Origin of the sequence: Prauserella salsuginis (genome assembly GCF_024648885.1) — a bacterium.
In the GTDB taxonomy this organism is placed as follows: domain Bacteria; phylum Actinomycetota; class Actinomycetes; order Mycobacteriales; family Pseudonocardiaceae; genus Prauserella; species Prauserella salsuginis.
Map to the genome: position 1 here is coordinate 339,859 of NZ_JANBBF010000012.1, position 21,860 is coordinate 361,718.

General features: G+C 69.4%; 20 protein-coding genes. 8 read left to right on the forward strand and 12 right to left on the reverse strand.

Annotated elements, in window-relative coordinates; all coding sequences use genetic code 11:
* Positions 1–43 precede the first annotated feature (43 nt).
* The 4 genes from LY40_RS19435 to LY40_RS19450 form a co-directional block, all read right to left on the reverse strand.
* The gene (locus LY40_RS19435; RefSeq protein WP_258937738.1) at positions 44–1,312 is read right to left on the reverse strand and encodes an amidase; all 1,269 of its coding nucleotides are present in this window, start codon (positions 1,310–1,312) and stop codon (positions 44–46) included.
* Positions 1,309–1,614 (reverse strand): hypothetical protein, encoded by a 306-nt coding sequence (locus LY40_RS19440; protein WP_258937739.1) that lies wholly within the window; start codon positions 1,612–1,614, stop codon positions 1,309–1,311. Before LY40_RS19440 ends, LY40_RS19435 begins: the two co-directional genes overlap by 4 nt.
* A 10-nt stretch (positions 1,615–1,624) precedes the next feature.
* Positions 1,625–2,137 (reverse strand): flavin reductase, encoded by a 513-nt coding sequence (locus tag LY40_RS19445; RefSeq protein ID WP_258937740.1) that lies wholly within the window; start codon positions 2,135–2,137, stop codon positions 1,625–1,627.
* 119 nt (positions 2,138–2,256) lie between these two features.
* Positions 2,257–3,762, reverse strand: coding sequence for a PAS domain-containing sensor histidine kinase (locus LY40_RS19450; protein WP_183784607.1), 1,506 nt, complete (start codon positions 3,760–3,762; stop codon positions 2,257–2,259).
* A gap of 129 nt (positions 3,763–3,891) precedes the next feature.
* Here LY40_RS19450 and LY40_RS19455 point away from each other — a divergent pair, with 129 nt between their 5' ends.
* Genes LY40_RS19455 through LY40_RS19480 form a run of 6 tightly spaced genes read left to right on the forward strand, consistent with a single transcriptional unit; the run spans position 3,892 to position 9,053 of the window.
* The gene (locus tag LY40_RS19455; RefSeq protein WP_183784609.1) at positions 3,892–5,061 is read left to right on the forward strand and encodes an acyl-CoA dehydrogenase family protein; all 1,170 of its coding nucleotides are present in this window, start codon (positions 3,892–3,894) and stop codon (positions 5,059–5,061) included.
* 58 nt (positions 5,062–5,119) lie between these two features.
* Entirely contained in the window at positions 5,120–5,500 is a 381-nt protein-coding gene (locus tag LY40_RS19460; RefSeq protein WP_183784610.1) for a hypothetical protein, read from the forward strand.
* A gap of 18 nt (positions 5,501–5,518) precedes the next feature.
* The gene (locus LY40_RS19465) at positions 5,519–6,796 is read left to right on the forward strand and encodes an aromatic ring-hydroxylating oxygenase subunit alpha (RefSeq protein WP_258937741.1); all 1,278 of its coding nucleotides are present in this window, start codon (positions 5,519–5,521) and stop codon (positions 6,794–6,796) included.
* Positions 6,789–7,319: an aromatic-ring-hydroxylating dioxygenase subunit beta gene (locus LY40_RS19470; protein WP_183784614.1), complete on the forward strand. Its 531-nt coding sequence runs from the start codon at positions 6,789–6,791 to the stop codon at positions 7,317–7,319. Before LY40_RS19465 ends, LY40_RS19470 begins: the two co-directional genes overlap by 8 nt.
* A complete protein-coding gene (locus LY40_RS19475; RefSeq protein ID WP_183784616.1) occupies positions 7,316–8,062 on the forward strand; it encodes an SDR family NAD(P)-dependent oxidoreductase in 747 nt (248 codons plus the stop codon). Before LY40_RS19470 ends, LY40_RS19475 begins: the two co-directional genes overlap by 4 nt.
* 28 nt (positions 8,063–8,090) lie before the next feature.
* A complete protein-coding gene (locus LY40_RS19480; protein WP_307876978.1) occupies positions 8,091–9,053 on the forward strand; it encodes a PDR/VanB family oxidoreductase in 963 nt (320 codons plus the stop codon).
* Between the two features lie 40 nt (positions 9,054–9,093).
* Here LY40_RS19480 and LY40_RS19485 read toward each other — a convergent pair whose 3' ends face one another.
* Positions 9,094–10,059, reverse strand: coding sequence for an Lrp/AsnC family transcriptional regulator (locus LY40_RS19485; RefSeq protein ID WP_228726060.1), 966 nt, complete (start codon positions 10,057–10,059; stop codon positions 9,094–9,096).
* 125 nt (positions 10,060–10,184) lie between these two features.
* On the opposite strand from LY40_RS19485, the gene LY40_RS19490 reads away from it, so the two are divergent.
* Together LY40_RS19490 and LY40_RS19495 are read left to right on the forward strand one after the other, a co-directional pair.
* The gene (locus tag LY40_RS19490) at positions 10,185–11,408 is read left to right on the forward strand and encodes a metal-dependent hydrolase family protein (protein ID WP_183784618.1); all 1,224 of its coding nucleotides are present in this window, start codon (positions 10,185–10,187) and stop codon (positions 11,406–11,408) included.
* A complete protein-coding gene (locus LY40_RS19495) occupies positions 11,405–12,808 on the forward strand; it encodes a sodium:solute symporter family protein (RefSeq protein ID WP_221212784.1) in 1,404 nt (467 codons plus the stop codon). Before LY40_RS19490 ends, LY40_RS19495 begins: the two co-directional genes overlap by 4 nt.
* A gap of 94 nt (positions 12,809–12,902) precedes the next feature.
* Here the strand turns inward: LY40_RS19495 and LY40_RS19500 are convergent, their stop codons facing one another.
* The 7 genes from LY40_RS19500 to LY40_RS19530 all read right to left on the reverse strand — a co-directional run bounded on the left by LY40_RS19500 (position 12,903) and on the right by LY40_RS19530 (position 21,759).
* Positions 12,903–14,312 (reverse strand): rhamnulokinase, encoded by a 1,410-nt coding sequence (locus LY40_RS19500; protein WP_258937742.1) that lies wholly within the window; start codon positions 14,310–14,312, stop codon positions 12,903–12,905.
* Positions 14,313–14,322: 10 nt separating this feature from the next.
* The gene (locus tag LY40_RS19505) at positions 14,323–16,398 is read right to left on the reverse strand and encodes a bifunctional aldolase/short-chain dehydrogenase (RefSeq protein ID WP_258937743.1); all 2,076 of its coding nucleotides are present in this window, start codon (positions 16,396–16,398) and stop codon (positions 14,323–14,325) included.
* Positions 16,395–17,561: an L-rhamnose isomerase gene (gene rhaI / locus LY40_RS19510; RefSeq protein ID WP_258937744.1), complete on the reverse strand. Its 1,167-nt coding sequence runs from the start codon at positions 17,559–17,561 to the stop codon at positions 16,395–16,397. The genes LY40_RS19505 and rhaI overlap by 4 nt, the downstream gene beginning before the upstream one ends.
* Positions 17,561–17,920: an L-rhamnose mutarotase gene (locus LY40_RS19515; RefSeq protein WP_183784624.1), complete on the reverse strand. Its 360-nt coding sequence runs from the start codon at positions 17,918–17,920 to the stop codon at positions 17,561–17,563. Before LY40_RS19515 ends, rhaI begins: the two co-directional genes overlap by 1 nt.
* A complete protein-coding gene (locus LY40_RS19520) occupies positions 17,917–19,221 on the reverse strand; it encodes an MFS transporter (protein ID WP_258937745.1) in 1,305 nt (434 codons plus the stop codon). The genes LY40_RS19515 and LY40_RS19520 overlap by 4 nt, the downstream gene beginning before the upstream one ends.
* Positions 19,222–19,323: 102 nt before the next feature.
* Positions 19,324–20,328, reverse strand: coding sequence for a LacI family DNA-binding transcriptional regulator (locus LY40_RS19525; RefSeq protein WP_258937746.1), 1,005 nt, complete (start codon positions 20,326–20,328; stop codon positions 19,324–19,326).
* Positions 20,329–20,664: 336 nt separating this feature from the next.
* Positions 20,665–21,759: an ABC transporter ATP-binding protein gene (locus tag LY40_RS19530; protein ID WP_183784628.1), complete on the reverse strand. Its 1,095-nt coding sequence runs from the start codon at positions 21,757–21,759 to the stop codon at positions 20,665–20,667.
* Positions 21,760–21,860: the final 101 nt, after the last annotated feature.

Here is a 21,860-nt window from a genome sequence, read left to right on the forward strand (position 1 = left end):
GCGACCGAGGCCCGGTGACGGCGACCGAGCCTCGGTGCCGGCGTCACACCTGGCCGCTGACGGCGCGTTCGGCCCAGCAGCCTGCGGCCAGCAGGGACTGTTCGTCCCGCGCCCGTCCGACGAGCTGAACGCCGAGCGGCAACCCGGCGGCGTCGGCGGCGCCCGGCACGGTGACCACGGGCAGGCCGAGCGCCTGCCACGGCCTGCTCAGCACCGGGTCGCCCGTGGCCGACAGGCCCATCGGAGCCGGGCCGGGCGCGGCGGGACCCACGATGGCGTCGTAGGACTCCGACAGGCGGGTCAGCGCGGCGCCGATCTCGGCGAGCCGGTCCCGAGCAGCGTCGTACTCGGTGTCCGGCATCGCGTCCCCGGACCGCAACAGCGTCGCGAGCTGCTCGCTTATGCAGGACGCCACGGCCAGTTCCGCAGCACGTTCCCGGGCGGCCTCGTAGGCCATCACGACCTTCTGGGCCGCGACCGCCTCCGCGACGAGATCCTCCTCCGGAAACGCGTCGACGACCGCCCCGGCCTCGGCCAACCGGCGGGCCGTGCCGTCGATCGCCTCGCGCATCCCGTCCTCGACGACACCGAGCGGTTTCGCGGTCCACAGCAGCAGTCGCGGTGGACGGGGTGCCGTCGAGCCGGCATCCACCTCGCCGGTGAACGCCGACCAGGCCAGCGCGAGATCGGTGACTCCTGCGGCGTACACGCCGTGGCTGTCGAGGCTCGGGCTCAACCCGGCGGTGCCGTCCATGGCGATCCGGCCATGGGTCATGACCAGTGACGCCACGCCGCAGAAGGACGCGGGCCGGGTCACCGACCCTGCGGTCTGGGTGCCCAGCGCCAGGGGGACGTGTCCCGAGGCCACGGCTGCGGCCGAGCCGCTCGACGAACCGCCGGGAGTGCGGCCGGGATCCCGCGGGTTCCGGGTGGGACCGGGCGAGAAGTAGGCGAACTCCGTGGTGACCGTCTTGCCGACCGGAATCGCGCCCGCCCGTCGCCACGACGTGACGATCGCGGCGTCCCTGTTGGCCGGTGCGGCGTCCTCCCGCAGCGATGTACCGCATTTCGTCGGGAATCCAGCCACGTCGATGATGTCCTTCACGCCGAGCGGAACGCCGCCCAGCGGCCCGGTGTCGCGGGGCTCGGATTCCGGAGCGTGCGCCACCCAGGCACGCACCTCGGGTTCGGTGTCGGAGACGGCCGCACGCGAGCGGGCGAGCGCGTCGGCCGGGGTGGTCCGCCCGTCGCGGAGGTCGCGGTGCAGCTCGCGCAGCGACCACGGCTCGCGGGGCGTCGCCGGGCCCGTCACGGCTGGCCCCATGCCGCGTCGGCGACCCAGAAGTCCATGCCGCTCGCGCTCACCCCGTGCCGCCATTCCGAGGTACGCCGCAGCAGCGGCTCCACCGCTGCGGTCACGGCGTCGGCAGCCTCGGGCCCGTCCTCGGGAACCTGCCAGTGCACCCAGCTCCGCTCCCTGCCGTCGCGGTCGTGCTCGAAGAGGTCGACGTGCCGCCAGCCGTATCCGTGCGTGTCGTTGTAGCAGGTAAGCGTCATCCGAATACCTTCGTCGTCCCGCTCGGTCACCAGACCCTCCTTCGCATGAATGCTCACGCGCCAGTGCCTACGCGCTCAGCGACGGCGTGGCAAGACTGTGGAACCGGCGTTGGAAATAGACCAGCGCTCCGGTGTCTGCGTGTGTGTGGACGGCGTCGACCTCGACGAACAGCACCGAATGCGAGCCGAGGGTGCGGTCGGCCACGATCCGGCCGACGACCGCGACCAGCGCGTCCTGCAGCACGGGAACGCCGTGGGTGGTGAAGTCCCAGGACCCTTCGGCGAACCGTTCGGCGGTCGGAACCTTCGTCGCACCGGCGAAGTGGAGCGCGAGTTCGTCCTGGTCCGCGCCGAGCACGTTCACGGCGACCCTTCCGTTGGCCGTGAAGATGTCGTGCGAGCGGCTCGAGCGGTTCACACACACCAGCATCGTGGGAGGTGTATCGGTCACCGAGCAGGTCGCGCTGACCGTCATCCCGGCGGGGCCGAGGGCGCCGTCCGTGGTGATCACGTTCACCGCCGCGGGCAGTTTCGCCATTGCGGAGCGGAACTCACGCTGGGCATTCGACAGCTCTGACACGATTCCTCCTGCGACGAGCGCGTGGGCCGGGGCGCCGTTGTCTGGTTCCTGCTGCGACGTTACGACTCCGGTCACGGTGTCGATATCGAGACTTACACCGGGCCCGTTGAGGGTTTCCCCTACTCCTCGTCGTCGGCGAGCGGCAGCGCGAAGCCGAATCGCGATCCGCCCTCGTCCCGCGGCTCGGCCCAGATCCGGCCGTGCTGCCGGGTGATGACGCGATAGCTGAGTGCCAGGCCGATGCCACTGCCGTGCGCCTTGGACGTGAACGACTCCTCGAACGGATCGTGCTGCAGCCCGCGGCCCCGGTCGTCGACCGTGAGGACGCCGAAGCCGTCGTCGAGACGGGTCGTGATCGTGAGCTCTCGCCGTTGCTGCTGGCACGAGGTCATCTCGTCGATCGCGTTGACGCAGAAGTTGAGGAGCACCTGGCCCGTGAGGACGCGTTCGCAGCGCACCAGCACCGGTTCGGGATGAGGGTGCACCGTGACTGTCACGCCGGCGGGCACCGCGCGAAGCCGGACGAAGTGGAGACACTGGTCGAGCACGTCGCCCAGGTCCACGACCTGGTCCACCTGCTCCAGGTGGCCGACGAACTCACGCACCGCGTCGACGATCGTGCTGGCGCGTTCGATCTGCCCGACCGCTCTGTCGACACCGAACGACAGCTGGGATGCGGCCTCGGGCGGGACCGTTCCCGCCTCGGCCAGCGACCGACTGCGAGCTCGGACACCGGCGAGAAAGTTTCCTGCGGCCGCGAGCGGCTGGCCCAGCTCGTGGGCGATCGCCATCGCCATGTCGCCCATCGCGTTGTACCGCGCCAGGTAGTTCTCGCGGTGGAGCTCGCGCTCACGTCGCACCTCGCCCTGAACCCGGTCGGAGACGTCGTGCAGGATCATCAGCAGTGCGTGGTCGCCGGCGTCCTGAACGGATTCGAGGCTTCCCTCGAGCCACACCGACGTGCCGTCGTCGTGCGCGACCTCGAGCTGGATGGCGGTCGACGGGTTCGCCCGCGCCAGGGCCTCGTCCCACGTGACCGTACGTCCCTCCAGCCACAGCCTGCCGTAGTCGGTGAGCGGGCCCAGCGGCTCGTTCGGGGTCGCGCCGATGCGTGCCACGGCGGTGTCCGTGGCGAAACGCAGTGTTCCGGCCGAGTCCAGCATGAGCGCGATCGTCGACGTGTGCCGGGCGAGCGCGTCGATGTAGGACGTCGTCAGCCGCAGTTCCCGTTCGATCTGCTGTTCCCGCTCGATGTCGCGGAACTGCACCATCACGGCGGTGCCCCGGTCCAGTTCCACCCGGACGGCGACCGCGTCGGTGGGGATCACCCGGCCACTCTTGGAGCGGTAGTGCCACTCGATCCTGCTGGCGCCCTTGTCGACGGCCTCCTGCAGCCACGCCCTGCCGATCACGCGGTCGTACTGCTGGGCCGAGCTGCTCATGTGGTTGGCCTTGAGTGGGCGAAGCTCGGTGACGCTCCAGCCGAGCATCTCGCACGCGGCCGGATTCGCCCACAGGATGTTCTTGGTGTCGGCGTCGTGGATCAGGACGCAGAGTTTCGTGGCTCGCATCATCGCGACGAAGTCGTTCGCCGTGATCTCGGGTGCCTGGGGATCGACGTGCATTCGGTCAGGGTAGAACGCCGGCCGCGGGGAGCGGGGCTGAAGAAATCCCCTAGGCCGGCATCGGCAATACCCAATACCGCGTCCCGTTGCGGCTTCGTAGCGTCGAAGTCGGTCGAACGAGGAGGAGCAATGGTGCAGACGCGGGTACGCGAATCCGTGGAAACGCGGGGACGCGGCGACGACGCCGTCACCTTCGACGACGTGCTGGCGGAACTCGAGGACCGGAGAACCGAGTTCGACGAGCAGCGATACGTCCCGAAGGATTTCGTCGAGCGCCTCAAACAAGTCGGGATCTATCGCGCGTCCACGCCCGCGAAATTCGGCGGGCGGCCGTTGCCGCCCGCCGAATTCCTGGACCGGATCGAACGGATCTCCGCCGTGGACGGATCGACCGGCTGGGTCGCCAGCTTCGGTTCCGCGCTGATCTATCTCGCGGCGTTGCCGGTCGAAACCCAGGCCGAGCTCTACCGCAACGGCCCCGACGTGACGTTCGCCGCCGGCCTGTTCCCGATTCAGCCTGCCGAGGCCACCGACAGCGGATTCCGCGTGGACGGGCGGTGGAAGTTCGCCAGCGGCTGCATGGGCGCCGACATCCTCGGGGTCGGTATCCCCGGGGACTCGTCGACTGGGGGCAAGCCGCGCACGGCACTGCTCAGCCCCGATCAGGTCGAGATCGTGCAGGAATGGGACGTCGTCGGGATGCGGGGTACCGGATCGTTCGATCTGGTCGTCCGCGACACCGAGGTGCCGCGCGAGTGGACCTTCATCCGCGGCGGCGAGGCCACTGTGGACGAACCGCTCTACCGGTATCCGGTCATCGCATACGCCGCGCAGGTGCTGGCCGTCGTCGGCTCGGGCGTCGCACGGGCCGCGCTCGATCACGCCGAACAGGTCGGCGGCGGCTATGCCGGGGTGACCGGAGCCCCGAAACTCGCCGACCGGCCGCACTACCGGACCCGGGTCGCCTCGGCCGAGGCGGAACTCCGCTCGGCGAGGGCGTGGTTCTACGACCTCAGCCACGAGGTGTGGGAAACGGTCGTGGCAGGTGACCCGGCCACCGACGAGCAGAACGCCCACCTGCGGCTGGCCTCGGCGCACCTGGCGAAGACCGCCTCTGATGTCGTCGGTGACCTCGTGGAGATCTCCGGAACGGCACCGATCAACCGGAGCCACCCGCTGCAGCGACTGCTCGGTGACGCGCTCGTGCCGAAGCAGCACGCGTTCCTCGGCCCCGCCATGTACGACTCCGCCGGGGCGGTCCTGATGGGGCTGGACCCCACGACTCCCGGTTTTCAGTGACAGGTGCCGCGACGTCCGTCAGCGACACCGTGAACCCCGTGACGGCAAGGAGGCCGGCGTGACCGCACAACCGCTTCGCGTGCTCTTCTGCATCGGAATCAACCAGAACTTCTTCGATCTTCCCTCCGGCGGCATCGCGCCCGGCGACGTCTGGAAAGCGTTCGTGTCCATGATGGACGGTATCAAGGAGATGCCGGGCGTCGACTTCATCGGTGATATGGACGACGACTCGCACCTGGTCGGTCCGTCGGATGGCTGGCCGTGGACCTGCTACATCCTGGCCGACGTCGACTCCCAGGACACGGTCAAGGCCGCCTGCAACCTGTTCCGCACGACCCCGGTCGGCGACGGCGACGCGAAACTCTGGCGGTTCGCCAAGGTCGAGGCGCGGATGGGCCGTGCGCTCACGGTCCGCGACGACGTCACGCTCCCCGAATGACATTACGGAGAAGCCCGGATGAACCAGTACATCGATGACACAGCGCCCGCGGACCTGGTGGCAGCGGACCGCGTGGCCGGCCGGCTCTACACCGATCCCGACATCTTCGAACGCGAGATGGCGGCCATCTTCGAAACCACGTGGGTGTGGGTCGCCCACGAGAGCGAACTGGCGACGCCGGGGAGCTTCAAGTCGACCTACGTCGGCAGGCAGCCGGTGATCGTCACCCGTGACCGCAAGAACAACCTGCACACGATGCTCAACCGGTGCCGCCACCGCGGCGCGAGCGTGTGCGAGAAGCCGCAGGGCCGTGCGAACGGGTTCACCTGCCCGTATCACGCGTGGTCGTACGGCCTCGACGGCACACTGCGCGGCATTCCGTACCCCGACGGCTACGAAGGCGTCGTCGAGAAGCGTGACCTGTCGCTGCGGAAGCTGCGCACCGAGAGCTACGGCGGCATGGTCTTCGCGACCTTCGCGGAGGACGTCGAGCCGCTCGCCGACTTCCTCGGCGACGCGAAGCTGTGGATCGACCGGTTCATGAAGCAGGGTGGCGGTTACCCGATCAAGGTTCTCGGCAAGCACCAGTTCCGATTCAAGGGGAACTGGAAGATCCAGCTCGAGAACACGACGGACGGTTACCACTTCCCGATCGTGCACCGGTCCTGGATGGCGTCGGTCGATGCCGAAACGGCGGACATGATGTCGTTCATGACCGACCCCGATGCGATCACCCACGACCTTGGTAACGGCCACAGTGTCATGCAGATGGTGCCGGAACACGCCGACCTCGACGTCGACGACGGCAGCGAGCCGTTGCAGGGCAGGTTCGACGACCTCGCGGCGGAACTGTCGAAATCCTTCTCCGATACGGAGGTACGCCGACTGCTGCGTGCGATGCACGGCACCGGATTCAACCTCAACCTGTTCCCGAACGTGGCGATGTCGTCCGCGTTCTTTCGGGTGCTGCGGCCCGTCGCGGTCGACGAGACGGTGATCGAGCACATCGCGATCGGCCCCGACGGACCGTCCGAACTGGACCCGCTGAACCGTGAGCGACTGCGGATCCACGAACACTTCCAGGGGCCGTTCGGGTTCGGCACGCCGGACGACGCCGAAGGCTGGGACCGGGTTCAGCGTGGCGCGCGGGCCGAACCGGCGATGCCGATCCTGGTCAACCGCGGCAGCGCGCGGGAGAAGACGAGTGCAGAGGGATGGCCGACGTCGCACGTGACCGACGAGACCGGCATGCGCGCGGCGTACAACCAGTGGAAGCGGATGATGCGCGATGACTGAAGCCACCACAGCGCCGGCCGTGGCCGAGCCGGTGAGCACGACCGACGCGAGGGTCGCCAGGGCGATCGACCTCGTGTGGCGCGAGGCCGAGCTGCTCGACCGCGCCGATTACGTCGGGTGGAACGAGCTGTTCACCGGCGACGGGTTCTACGTGGTGCCGATCGATCCGGACACCGACGATTTCGAGAACACGCTCAACATGGTCTACGACGACGCCCGTATGCGGGAGCTGCGGGTGGGGCGGATGACCGAGGGCTACGCCATCGCCGCGGTCGACGCCGCCCGCACGGTACGCACGGTGTCGCGATTCGTGCCGGAGTCGGTATCGGACACCGAGGTGGTGCTGCGCTCGGCGCAGGTGCTGATCGCCTACAAGCGACGGCGGCACGACATCTGGGCCGCCGACCTGACGCACCGGGTCCGCCTGGCCGCCGACGGCCCGGCCGGTGACCGGATCGCGCTGAAGATCGTCCGGCTGGTCGACAGCGAGGACGCGGTGCCCGCGGCGGGGTTCCTGCTGTGAGCGCGGCACAGACCGCGGTCGTGACCGGCGGTGGAGCGGGACTCGGCGAGGCGATCGCGCGTCGGCTGCACGAACACGGATACCGCGTCGCGATCGCCGACGTGGACGGCTACGCCGCCGATGCGGTGGCGGGACAGCTCGACCGCTCCGGGCACACGGCGAAGGGGTACGGCGTGGACGTACGGGGCCGGGCCGCGTTGGAGGACCTGCTCTCTCGGGTGCTCGCGGACTTCGGCGGCGCGCACGTGCTCGTGAACAATGCGGCGCGCACCCGGGCGACGCCGTTGCTCGAGATCACCGCCGAGGAGCTCGACGACGTCCTGGCGGTCAACGTCGCGGGAACGTTCCAGGCGTGCCAGATCTTCGGGGCGCACTTCGCCGAACAGGGATACGGCCGCATCGTGAACATGGCATCGCTGGCCGGTCAGAACGGCGGGACGGCCACCGGGGGTCATTACGCCTCGTCCAAGGGCGCCATCCTGTCGGCGACCAAGGTGTTCGCCCGCGAACTCGCTCCCCGCGGCGTGACCGTCAACGCGGTGTCGCCGGGACCGCAGGACAGCCCGATGGTGCGGTCGATCGTCGGTGAGGAGAACCTCGAGTCGTTCGCGTCGGCGATCCCGGTGGGCCGGCTCGGTGATCCGGCGTTCATCGGCGACACGGTCGCCCTGCTCGCGTCTCCGGGGGCCGCCTCGGTGACCGGAGCGTGTTGGGACGTCAACGGTGGTCTGTATCTGCGCTGATGCCCGGAGGGCGGGAACGGAAGTGAGCATGGCGATGCACAGGATCCCCGTACGAGTGGCGGACGTCGTCGACGAGACGGCCGACATCCGCAGTCTGCGGTTGACCAGGACCGACGGCGCGGAGTTCCCGGCGTACGAGGCGGGCGCGCACGTCGACGTCGTCGGCCCGACGGGGCTGACCCGGCAGTACTCGCTGTGTGGCAGGCCGAGTGACCGATCGTCACTGCACATCGCCGTCAAGCGGGAGCCGGATTCGCGCGGTGGTTCCCAGGCGCTGCACACCGTCTCGGTAGGCGACTCCCTGGAGGTCGGGCAGCCGCGGAACCTGCTGACGCTCGCCCCGGACGCCGACCGGCACCTGCTCGTCGCTGGCGGCATCGGTGTCACACCACTGCTGGGCATGGCCTACGAACTGGCCGCCAGGGGAGCGGAGTTCGAACTCCACTACTTCGCGCGCTCCAGAGAGGAGGCCGCGTTCGTCGACCACCTCGAGAGTGTCACCGAGTTCCGGGGCCGGGTCCACCTGCGGTTCGGTACCCCGCGGGACAAGTTTCCCGCGGTGCTGGCGGATCTGGTGCCGGAGCTGACGCCGGGGAGTCACGTCTACACGTGCGGGCCGGAAGGGTTCATGACCGAGGTGGTGACGGCCTGCGCCCCGGTGGTGGGCGAACAGCGGGTCCACATCGAACACTTCGTCGCCGCCGCGGACGAGGCGGGCGAGGACGATGCCTTCACCGTGGAACTGGACACGGGGGAGACGTTCGAGATCCCGGCGGGGCAGTCGATCCTCAGCGTGCTCGGCGAGAACGGCATCGAGGTGTTCAAATCCTGCGAGGAAGGGATCTGCGGATCGTGCGTGTCCGGCGTGCTGGCAGGCACCCCGGATCATCGGGACCGGTGCCTGTCGGCGGCCGACCGATCGGCGGGCGACCAGATGGCACTGTGCGTCTCGCGCGCGCTCACCGACAAGCTCGTCATCGAGCTCTACTGACCGGCGTCCCGGCCTGCGGGGCGCCCGGTGGTCTGTGCCGCTAGCGCCGCGGGGACCAGTACCGCATCAGCACCGACAGGACGGTCGACACCTCGAATCCGGTGATGCCGGGGTGCCTGCCGAGGTCGTCGGACAGGAACGTCGCGAGGTCGTCCTCGTGGTGGAACAGCCCGTGGTGGAGGACCGAGGACGTCCCGGCCACGGTGGTCACGTAGCGCGCGGACTCGTGGCCTGCCAGGGCGGTGGCGACGCTGCGCATCGACGCCGGTGACGTGGCCAGGGAGACGACGGCCTCGAGCGGGTAGCCCAGCAACGCCGGCTCGATCTCGACACGTGGTTGCACGAGCCCGCGGTCGAGCACCGATTGGGTCGTGCGATACGCCGTGGACGCGCTCCTGCCGAGCTCGCGGGCGATCTCGGCGGCACTCGCTCTGCCGTTGCGGTGCAGTACCGCGGCGACGGCACGTTCGTCGTCGTCCATCGGCACCGGGGCGTCGGGCGGTGCGCCGTGCCGGTGCGCGGCGAGTGTCTCCTCCTGCTGCGGTGTCAGCCGGTGCAGGCGCCACCGCGACCCGGAGACGTACCGGTGCAGACCGAGCTCCGAGTGTGTCGTGAGGATGCCTGCGATCGACGGCAAAGTCGTGGCCAGCAGCTCCGCGGCGTCCGCGCGCCGGCGGGGGTGGAGGATGCAGTAGACGTCGGCGCGGCCCGTGGTCGACGCGACGAACTGTGCCTCGGGCAGGTCCGCGACGGCCGTGGCGACCTCGCGTGCGTGTCCCGGCGCCGTGGAGATCCACACGTGGTGCGGGGTGGCGCCGTCTAGCCACCAGGGGATCTGGCCGACGATGCGGAGCCCGTAGTGCTCGCGCAGTCTCGTCAACCGCCTGCTGACGGTGCCCGTCGAGATCCCGAGCGTCGTCGCAAGCACCTGCAAGCTCACCCGTGGCGCCAGCTGCAGCGCCGCGACGAGGTCGAGGTCTTCGGGGTCGAGGGTCTCCGCCAGCATGTCCTGTTTCTAGCACGAGCGCTCTGTGTGAACGATCAGAGTCATGTATGGATCCATATTGACAGATTCACCTCATCAGGTGAAGGTATGCGGTCATATTGTTCTGTTGATCGGAGGTTAGTCCGATGACCGCAACGCTCCTCGTCCGCGACGCCCACGTGCTCGATCCGGAGCAGGGGGAGTACCGGCGAGCCGACCTACGGTGCGAGAACGGCCGGGTGGTCGAGGTCGACGACCGCATCCGCCCGGCGTCCGACATCCCGGTGCTCGACGTCCACGGCGGACACGTGCTGCCGGGCCTGATCGACTGCCACGTGCACGTCCTCGCCTTCAGCGGCAACCTCACCGTGGTCGCCGACGCGCCGCCGACCTATGTCACGGCCGGAGCCGTCCGCAACATGGGTGCGATGCTCGACCGCGGGTTCACGACCGTGCGCGACACCGGCGGCGCGGATTTCGGCCTGGCACGGGCTCGGGAAGAGGGACTCATCCGCGGGCCACGACTGTTCTACGGCGGCAAGGCCCTGAGCCAGACGGGCGGGCACGGTGACAAGCGGACCGTCGAGCAGAACCACGTCGACGGGCACCCGTGCTGCTCCGGAACCGGCCGGGTCGTCGACGGCGCGGACGAGGTGCGCAAGGCCGTCCGGGAGGAGCTGCGGCGCGGTGCCCACCACTTGAAGCTGCACGCCTCGGGCGGGGTGTCGTCACTGGGGGACAGGATCGGCTCGACGCAGTACTCGATGGACGAGCTGCGCGCGGCCGTCGACGAGGCCGAGGCGGCGGGCCGCTACGTCACCGTGCACGCCTACCCGCCGTACGCCATCAACCGTGCGCTCGAGGCGGGTGTCCACTGCGTCGAACACGGTAACCTGCTCGACGACCGCACGGTGGAGCTGCTGCTCGAACGTGATGCGTTCCTCGTCCCCACGCTCGTGACCTACTTCGCGCTGCGCGAGGAGGGCCGGGACCACGGGTTGCCGCAGGCCAGCTGGGAGAAGGTCGGCGAAGTGCTCGACAACGGCCTCGGCGCGCTGGAGACGGCCTCACGGGCGGGCGTGCGGCTGGCCTACGGCTCCGACCTGCTCGGCGGGATGCAGCGGAGGCAGAACGAGGAGTTCCGCATCAGGGCGCAGGTACAGCGCCCGCTCGACGTCATCCGGGCGGCGACGACCAACGCGGCGGCGCTCGTCGGCATGCGAGGTGAGCTCGGCACGCTCGCGCCGGGGGCGCACGCCGACCTGGTCGTCCTCGACGAGGACCCGCTCGCCGACGTCACCGTGCTGGCCGACCCCGGCAACATCCGCACGGTCGTGCAGGGCGCTCGCGTGGTGAGGAGTGAGCCATGAGGGATGCGCTGATTCTCGGCTCGATCTGTGCCTACGTCGCCGCGATGGTCGCGATCGGCTTCTGGGCGGCGAGGAAGATCAAGAACAATCACGACTTCATGCTGGCCGGACAGCGGCTCGGCAGGCTCGTGCTGATGGGCACGCTGCTGGCCACCTGGACGGGCGCGGGCACGATCATGGGGCGGGCGTCGTTCTCGTACACCTACGGGCCGCTCGCGAGCATCTTCTACAGCATCGGCGCTCCGCTGGGCATCCTGATCATGTACCTGTTCCTCGCCAAGCGCGTCCGCGAGCACAGCAAGTACACGGTTCCCGAGCTCATGCAGCAACGCTACGGACCGTCCGTCCGGATCGTCACCGCCGTGGCGATCGTGATCGCCTACAGCGCGATCGTCTCCGAACAGGTGCGCGGCCTCGGTTACATCCTGCACCTCACGACGGGCTTCCCCGAGGGCGTCGCGAAGATCGTGGGGCTCGTAGTGGTCGTGTTCCTCGCGTTCAGTGGCGGGCTGATCTCGGTGGCCTACACCGACGCGCTGAGCGCGCTGCTCATCACCATCGGCCTGGTCGGGGCGTTCATCTTCGTGCTCGTGACGCTCGGCGGCTTCGGCGGCCTGGCCGAGCGGCTCCCCGAGGACCACATGACGTGGAGCGGCGGACTGACCCCGATCCAGATGCTGGGGTACGTGCTGCCGACGCTGTTGCTGATTCTGGGCGACCAGAACATGTACCAGCGGTTCAGTGCCGCACAGAGCCCGGAAGTGGCGAAACGATCGACCGTCGGATTCCTGGCAGGTGACCTGCTGTTCTACGGGGCGGTCATCGTCATCTCCTCGGGTGCGGCGGTGCTGCTCCCTGCGATCCAACCGGACACCGCGGTGCTGCGGCTCTCGACCGACTCGTTGCCGGTGGCGCTCGGGGCGATCATGCTCATGGCCGCGACCGCGTTCATCATCACGACCGCCAACTCGTACCTGTTGTCGTCCGCGGGGAACCTGGTCCGTGACATCTACGGTTCGCTGTCGAAGAAGGAACGTGGTTCCCGCAGGGAGCTGTTGCTGACGAGGATGACGATCGTGTTGCTCGGCGCGGCGGCGTTCGTGATCGGCGAGTTCTTCCCCGGGGTGCTGGAGATCCAGGTGTTCGCGTACACCATGTACGGCGCGGTCGTGACGCCGTCCCTGCTCGCGACATTCCTGTGGCGGCGGGCGACCGCCGTCGGATGTATCGCGTCGATGATCACCGGCATCGTGGCGACCGTCGGATGGGAGTTCGGCCTCGACAAGCCCTTCGACTGGAACAGTGTGCTCGTCGCCCTGCCACTGGCCGTACTGGCACTCGTCGTCGGCAGCCTGCTGACCACTCCGCGTGCACCGGCCGAACAGTCGGTCCCCGCATGAGCGGGTGAGCCGCTGCCGCGACGGCCGGTCTCCGCCGCCGTCGGCCCTGGGCGGCCGGCGGCGGAGGCCGGCATGTGCCGGCTCGGCGAACCGCTCACGACGGCAAGTAGGTCTCCAGGTGGTGGGTACGGGCGACGAGGGCACGGAGGTCGTCGAGGCCTCCGCGGATCAGCCCCGCGGCTCGTGCCTGGACGAGCACGTTGCCGGTGGCCGTCGCCTCGACCGGGCCCGCGACGACCGGGCGGCCCGTGCGCTCGGCGGTGAGCCGGCACAGCAGGGTGTTGCGGCATCCTCCGCCGACCATGTGCACGACCGGTACGGAGCGCCCCGTCAGCTTCTCCGCCGTGGTGATCGTCCGGGCGTAGGCCTCGGCAAGGCTTTCCAGGATGCACCGCACGAACTCGGGCCGGGTTCCGGGGACGGGCAGGTCGTGTTCGGACAGCCACGCCGCAATCCGCGCGGGCATGTCGCCGGGCGGCAGGAATCGCTCGTCGTCGGTGTCGAACACCGGCACGCGCCCCGGTGGCACGTCGGCCGCCTGCGCGAGCAGCGTGGACAGGTCGACGTCCGGATCGTTGCCGCGCCAGTGCGCCACGGACTCGCTCAGCAGCCACAGTCCCGTGACGTTGTGCAGATACCTGATCCGGCCGTCGACGCCGAGCTCGTTGGTGAACCCGGCCGCGCGCGACTCCTCCGACAGGACCGGCTCGGCCAACTCGACACCCACCAGCGACCAGGTGCCGCACGAGATGTAGGCGAACGACTCCTCGGCCGCGGGTACGGCCGCCACCGCCGACGCCGTGTCGTGCGAACCGACCGCGGTGACGCGGGTCCGGTGTCCGCCCCGTACCTCGGTCTCGCCGATCGAGTCGCCGGGCGACACCAGGGGAGGTAGCAGGGAACGGTCGATGCCGAGCTGCTCCGGCAGCGCCCGGTTCCACGCTTCGCCGCCGGGCTCGAGCAGCCCGGTGGTCGACGCGTTGGTGCGTTCGGCGACCTGCACTCCCGTCAGCCAGTAGGCCAGCAGATCCGGCAGCAGCAGCATCCGGTCCGCGACGTCGAGCAGTCCCGTGCGCCGGTCAGCGGCGAGCTGGAACAGCGTGTTGAACGGCAGATGCTGCAGCCCGTTGTGCCGGTACAGCTCCTCGGGACCGACGACCGCGTGCACGTCCCGCACCCCGTTGGCGGTCCGCGGGTCGCGATAGTGGTACGGAACGCCGAGCAGCGTGCCCGCGCGCAGCAGGCCGTAGTCGACGGCCCACGAGTCGATGCCGACGCTCAGCAGGCCGGGCGCCCGGATCGCGGCCTCGGCGACTCCTTCCCGCAGCCGCCGGTAGAGCTCGAGGATGTTCCAGTGCAGCCCGTCGGGCGTGCGCACCGGTTCGTTCTCGAACCGGTTGACGGTCTCCAGCCGCAGCTCGTGCTCGCCGACGTGGCCGAGCATGACGCGCCCGCCCGACGCGCCCAGGTCGACCGCGGCGACGCTCCCGTGGGCAGTGCTCACCGACCCCTCCTCACCGCAGGAACGCCGCGGCCACGCCCGCGTCCACGGGCACGTGCAACCCCGTCGTGTGGCTCAGGTCGCCACCGGTGAGCGCGAACACCGCGTTGGCCACGTGCTCGGGCAGCACCTCCCGCTTGAGCAGCGTTCGCTGTGCGTAGAACGCGCCTAGCTCGGACTCCGCGACGCCGTAGACCTTCGCTCGCTCGGCACCCCAGCCGCCCGCGAAGATGCCCGAGCCGCGCACCACCCCGTCGGGGTTGACGCCGTTGACCCGGATGCCGTGCTCGCCCAGTTCGGCGGCCAGCAGCCGCACCTGATGCGCCTGGTCGGCCTTCGTCGCCGAGTAGGCGATGTTGTTCGGCCCCGCGACCACGCTGTTCTTCGACACGACGTAGACGAGGTCGCCGCCGAGTCCCTGCGCGAGGAAGACCTCCGCGGCGGCGCGGCTGACCAGGAACGAGCCCTTCGCCATCACATCGTGCTGCCGATCCCAGTCCTCCGCGGTGGTGTCCAGCAGCGGCTTCGACAAGGACATCCCGGCGTTGTTGACCACCAGGTCCAGCCCGCCGAACGCCAGCACGGCCTCCCGTACGGCCTCGGCCACGCCCGCCTCGTCGCTGACGTCGGCGCGCACCCCGATCGCCACGTCCAGAGACCCGAGTTCGGCGGCGGCCGCTGCGGCCTTGTCGGCGTCGAGGTCGGCGACCACCACGGTGGCACCTTCCGCGGCGAGCCGCTGCGCCGTGGCCTTGCCGATGCCCGACGCCGCGCCGGTCACGAGTGCGACGCGCGTCGCCAGCGGCTTCGGAGCGGGACGCCTGCGCAGCTTCGCCTCTTCGAGCTCCCAGTACTCGATGCGGAACTTCTCGGACTCGTCGATGGGCCGGTAGCTGGAGACGGCCTCGGCGCCACGCATCACGTTGATTGCGTTGACGTAGAACTCGCCCGCCACTCGGGCGGTCTGCTTGTCGCCGCCGTAGCTGAACATGCCGACCCCGGGTACGAGCACGATCGCCGGGTCGGCCCCGCGCATCGGCGGCGAGTCCGCGGTGGCGTGCCGGTGGTAGTAGCCGGCGTAGTCCTCGCGATACCGGGCGTGCAGCTCGCGCAGTCGCTGCGCCGACTCCTCGACCGTGGCGGTCGCGGGCAAGTCGAGCACGAGCGGCTTGACCTTGGTGCGAAGGAAGTGGTCCGGACAGCTGGTGCCGAGCTCGGCGAGCCGCGGATGCTCGGCCCGCGACAGGAAATCGAGCACCTCGGGGCTGTCGGTGAAATGGCCGACCTGCCGCCGGTCCGTGCTCGCCAGGCCGCGAATGATCGGCGCGAGCGCGGCCGCCTTCGCACGGCGCTGCGCCTCGGGCAGCGGTTCGCGGCCGTCGAGCACCGCACCGAACGGTTCAGGCCTGCCGTGCTCGGCGATGTAGGCCGCGGCCGTGTCGATCATCCACAGCGAGTTCCGTTCGCACTCCTCGCTGGTGTCGCCCCACGCCGTGATGCCGTGACCGCCGAGGACCACGCCGACCGCGTCGGGGTGATCCCGCTTGATGTCGGCGATGTCCTGCCCGAGCTGCCAGCCGGGGCGGCGCCACGGCACCCAGACGACCGCACCGCCGAAGATCTTCTCCGTCAGCGCGGGGCCGTCGACGGCCGTGGCGATCGCGATACCGCTGTCGGGGTGGAGGTGGTCGACGTGGCAGGCGTCGACGAGACCGTGCATGGCGGTGTCGATCGACGGGGCCGCGCCGCCCTTGCCGTGCAGCGTGTAGTCGAAGGCCGCGACCATCTCGTCCTCGCGGTCGAGCCCGGGGTAGACCGAGCGCAGTGCCTGCAGCCGGTCCAGCCGCAGCACTGCCAGGCCCGGTTCGGTGAGGGTGCCGAGATCCCCGCCGGATCCCTTGACCCACAACAGGTCCACGGCCTCGCCGGTGACCGGGTCGACATCCGTGCCCTTCGCGGAGGCGTTGCCGCCCGCGAAGTTGGTGTTCTTCGGGTCGGACCCGAGGCGGTTACTGCGCGCCAGCAGGTCGGCGACGACGGAATCTGCTGTGGTCACGGTGTTCTCCTTCGTTGTGCGACCGTCGCTCATGCGCCCCAGCCCGCCTGGGTGCCGCCGACCCGCTCCTCGGCGAGGCGGCGCCCGTGTCCCGACTCGGCGTACGCGCGCATCGGATCGGCGGGCAGGCCGCGGGATTCGCGCCACGCGGCCAGATCGCCGCGCACATCGGTCTGGAACGCGTCCATGAGCACCTCGTTGGCGGCGAGCACGTCGTGTTCCGCCTGCGCCTTCGCCAATGCCGCGTGGTCGACCAGCAGCGCCCGCGCCGTCATCTCCTGCACGTTGAGGACCGAGCGGATCTGCCCCGGGATCTTCTCCTCGACGTTGTGGCACTGGTCGAGCATGAAGCGCACCGGCGAATCCTCGGCGAGCCCGCCGCCCGCGACGACCTCGTGCAGGATGCGGAACAGCTGGAAGGGATCGGCCGCGCCGACGATCAGGTCGTCGTCGGCGTAGAACCGGGAGTTGAAGTCGAACGAACCCAGTCTGCCGAGCCGCAGCAGCTGCATGACGATGAACTCGACGTTCGTGCCCGGCGCGTGATGCCCGGTGTCCAAACACACCAGTGCCCGGTCACCGAGAGCGCTCACCTGGGCCAGCGAGGTTCCCCAGTCCGGCACGTCGGTGTGGTAGAAGGCCGGTTCGAAGAATTTGTACTCGAGCACGAGCCGTTGGTGGTCGGCGAGCCGTTCGTAGATGGTGGCCAGTGATTCGGCGAGGCGGTCCTGCCTGGCGCGCAGGGAATCCTGTCCCGGGTAGTTGGTGCCGTCGGCCAGCCAGATCTTCAGATCCGTCGACCCGGTCGCGTGCATGATGTCGAGGCACCGGAAGTGCGCGTCGATCGCCTGCTGCCGGATCCGTGCGTCGGAATGGGTCAGGCTGCCGAACTTGTAGTCCTCGTCCTGGAACGTGTTCGAGTTGATCGTGCCGAGCTCGACCCCGCGCTCGCGGGCATATCGCCCGAGCGCCGCGTAGTCGTCGACGGTGTCCCACGGAATGTGCAGCGCGACGGCCGGGGCGAGGCCGGTCAGCTCGTGGACCGTGGCGGCGTCGGCGATCTTCTCCTCGGGGGTGCGAGGGGTCCCCGGGGTGCTGAACACCTTGAACCTGGTACCGGAGTTGCCGAACGCCCAGCTGGGCAGTTCGATGGCCTGCCGGGCGAGTGTCTCGGTGATGTCGGCGAAGCGGGGCATTACACGCCATTCCCTTCCTGCGGGCGAGCGGTACGGGACAACTGGTCCTCGAGGTGGAAGACCTCGTCGAGCGAGACCGCGGTCCGGTCGGGGCGGCCGTCGCCGACGAAGAACTCGCTCATCTCCGCCTCCCACCGCGCGGCGACCTCCGATCGCGCCAGGTAGGCGTCCGAGCGCTCCACCGATTCGGTCTCGTAGTAGCCGATGAGCAGGCCGTCCTCGCGGAGGAAGAGCGAATAGTTGCGCCTGCCGGACGCTTCGATCTCCCGGAGCATCTCGGGCCACACTGCTGCGTGCCTGCGGCGGTACTCGTCGATCCGCTCGGGTGCGACCTGCAGTTGGAAACAGACCCTGATCACGAGCGCACCGCCAGGTCGTCCTCGCCCTCCGGCGACGTGCCGTACCGCTCCCTCTCGATGTCCTGCAGCGTTCGGCCCTGCGTGTTCGGTGCGCCGATCGTGCCCACGAGCAGTGCGACGGCCAGCAGCGCCAGGATGATCACGCCGACACCCTGGAGGCCGAGCTGCGTGAGCATCACCGGGAACCACACACTCAGCAGGCCGACGACGATCCGTGCGGACAGGAACAGCACGCCCTGGGCACTCGCGCGATACTGCGTGGCGAACAGCTCGCTCGTCCACAACCCGTAGAACGCCTGCGCGCCGATACCGGACGAGATACCCCAGCCGATCGCGAAGAACAGCAGTGTGGCGGTTCCCGGCGGTGCGTAGATCAGTGCGGCCCACGCGACGATGCCGAGCAGCGCGCCGGAGAAGTACAGCCAGCGCCTGCTCACCCGGTCGGCGAGGAGCATGAATCCGAGGTAGGTCGTCAGGCTCGTGCAGCCCCAGACCACGACCTGCAGGAGGTACTGCTGGGTGACCTCCGTGAAGCCGGCGGCGTCGTACACCCGCGGCTGGAAGATGCCCGCCTGGCCGGCGACCGCGTTCCACAATGCGTAGACACCGAACAGGAACAGCAGCGCGGTGAGGTTGACGCGTTTGGTCAGCAGTCCGCGCAGGCTGGACAGGAACGTGACCTGCTTGCCGGAGGTGGTGCGGTTCGTCCAGATCGTGGATTCGGCGAGGCCCCGTCGTACCCACCAGGTCACCGCGGCGACCACGAACAGGTGCGCGAAGATCAGCCTGCTGCCGAGCAATCCGAGCGGAACGAGGGCTGCGGCCAGCAGATAGCCGACCATGGGGCCGAGCGACCACGCCAGTTGCGCGGTGCCGACGTGCGCGGCTCTGCGGTCGGCCGGCGCCTCTTCCGCGATGTATGTCCACGAGGCCGTGACACCGGCGCCGACCGCGATACCGGTCAGCACGAATGCGATGAGCAGCATCGCGAACGACGCGGCGAAGACGGCCAGCAGCGACCCGAGCATGAACAACAGCAGGTCGTAGGTGTAGATGAACTTCCTGCCGTAGCGGTCGCACAGCGGACCGCCGATGGCCGCGCCCGCCGCGGCGCCGAAGGCGTTGGCGCTGAGCGAGGCGAGCAGGCCGACGGCCAGGTCGTCGAGCCCGAAGTGCTCCTGCCACAGGCTCAGGCTCGTGGCGATCGCGATGATCGAGCCCGCCTCGATGTAGTTGGACATGGCCACGGCGATCGTCGCTCGCCAGCCTGTCGTGTGTCGTGCGCCTACTCGGACCGTCATTGGTCCTCCCGCTTCAGCCGCCGTTGGTTGAATCGTTTCAAAAACTGTAGGGGACCACGACCGTGTGAACAAGGCCCGAATTCGGAGGGGAGCGACGGGCGGTCAGCGGCGGGCGAGACTGGAGCGCCGCACGACCAGTTCGGGGGTGAATTCCACGTTCTCGTGGACGTGCTGTTCGTCGCCCGCGATCTCGCGGACCAGCAGTTCCGTGGCCGTGGCGCCCATCTGGGCCGCGGGCTGGCGAACGGAGGTGAGTGGTACCGCAGCGGCGGCCGCGAAGTCGATGTCGTCGTAGCCGACGAGTGCGATGTCGTCGGGTACGGCGACCCGCGCCGCGACGAGAGTCTGGAGCACGCCGAGTGCGATGAGGTCGTTGGCGCAGAACACGCCCGTGGGGCGTGGGTTCAGTCCGAGCAGGCGGGAACCGGCGTCCCGGCCGGCGTCGACGTCCAGGCGTTCGGTCTCGATGACGGTGACGGCGTCGTGGTCGACGCCGGCGTCGTCGCACGCCTGGAGGGCGCCGGTGCGGCGGTCGAGGCACTGCGGCAGCGACATCGGCCCGCTGACGTAGGCGATGTCGCGGTGGCCCTGTTCGAGCAGGTGGCCGACGGCGAGCCTGCCCCCGGTGACGTCGTCGACCGACACCGAGCACGCCTCGTCGCCGGAGGCGACGCGGTCGAGGAAGACGTACGGGATTCCGTGTCTGCGCAGTACGGACAGCGACGTCGTCGAACTGTCGGTCGGGGTCACGAGCGCGCCGCGGACCCGTTGCTCGGCGAACAGGCCGAGGTAGAACTCCTCCGCGGTGAGCTCCTGGGAGCTGTCGCAGAGCATGACGCCGAGCCCGTCGGCGCGGGCGGCCTGCTCGGCACCGTGTGCCATGCCGACGAAGAACGGATTGCGCATGTCCAGCACGAGCAGGCCCAGCATGCGGCTGTGGCCGGCACGCAGCTGACGGGCCGATTCGCTGCGTACGTAACCGAGCTTCTCGACGGCCCGCATCACCCGCGCGTGCGTGTCGGCGGAGAGCAGTTCCGGGTGGTTCAGCGCGTTGGAAACCGTGGCCACCGACACGTCGGCTGCGCGGGCGACATCCTTGATGCTCACCCCGCGGGAGCGGCTATCGGGTCGGTCCGCCACCCCGACTCCCGTCTGCAGTGCCGCCGTCGCGGCGGTGCGTACCGGTGAATCCTTTCATGATCGGACCATAACCCACTTGAATCGTTTTCATGGTGCTGCCGCGCCGGACCAGTGCCGGGCCGACACGGCGTGCCGTGCCGGAGAGGACACCGCGGGCCGGTGGTCGCTCATCCGGTACGTCGGTGAGCGGCACCGGTCCGCGGGCAGGCCACTGTGGTGCGGCGGTACGAGGAGGCGCTGATGCCATCGGCCGGGAAGCTGGCGGGGTGCGCCAACGGCGTGCCGGTTTAGTCGGCGTGCCGGTCAGCCGGCCGCGGGTAGCCGGAGGCCGGTCTCCGAGTGGAAGGCGTGCACCTCGTCGGGACTGGTGATGGCGACCGTGACGGTCTCCCCGAGTTTCGGTGGCGTGCGCCCGTCGGCACGGACCACGAACCGTTCGGAGTGCTCGCCCACCCGGACGGTGCCGTGGACGTAGGCGTCCGCGCCGAGCTCCTCCACGAGCTCCACCGTCATCGCCGCGCCGTCCTCACCGGAACCGGCCAGCCGCAACGACTCCGGTCGCACACCCAGCGTCAGCGTGCCACCGGCCGCGGCGAGGGTGTCTCGCGACAGCGGCACGCTGAGACCGTCGAGGCGGGCACCGTCGTCGACCACGGTCACCGTTTTGAGGTTCATCGCGGGGGAGCCGATAAAACCGGCCACGAACGCGTTGGTCGGCCGTTCGTACAGGTTGCGCGGGGTGTCGCACTGCTGCAGCGTGCCGTCCTTGAGCACCGCCACACGATGCCCCATCGTCATCGCCTCGATCTGATCGTGGGTGACGTAGATCGTGGTGGTGCTGAGTCGATCCTGGAGTGAGGCGATGTTGGCGCGGGTCTCGACCCGCAGCTTCGCGTCCAGGTTGGAGAGCGGTTCGTCCATGAGGAACACCGACGGCTCCCGGACGATCGCCCTGCCCATGGCGACCCGTTGCCGCTGTCCGCCCGAAAGGGCCTTCGGCTTGCGGTCCAGGTACGCGGTGAGGTCGAGCAGCTCGGCCGCCTGCCGCACCCGGTCGGCGATGCTCGCCTTCGATTCCCCTTTGAGTTTGAGCGCGAAGCTCATGTTCTCCGCAACCGTCATGTGCGGGTACAAGGCGTAGGACTGGAACACCATGGCGATGTCGCGGTCCTTCGCGGGCGTATCGGTGATGTCCCTTTCGTCGATGTGGATGGCGCCCTCGTCGACGTCCTCGAGACCGGCCAGCATGCGCAACGCCGTGGACTTGCCGGAACCCGAAGGGCCGACCAGGACGAGGAACTCACCGTCGGCGACGGTCAGGTCGAGCCGGTCGACCGCGCGCACCGGGGGCGAACCGGGGTACAGCCGGGATGCATTCCGGTAGCTGACCTCTGCCATGGAAACCACCTTTCACCGTGGGCGCCGGACACCTTCGGCCGGACGCCGCGGAGATTGCCGTCCGGCCGCCGGTCGGCCGGACGTCGAAGGGCACCGTGCGG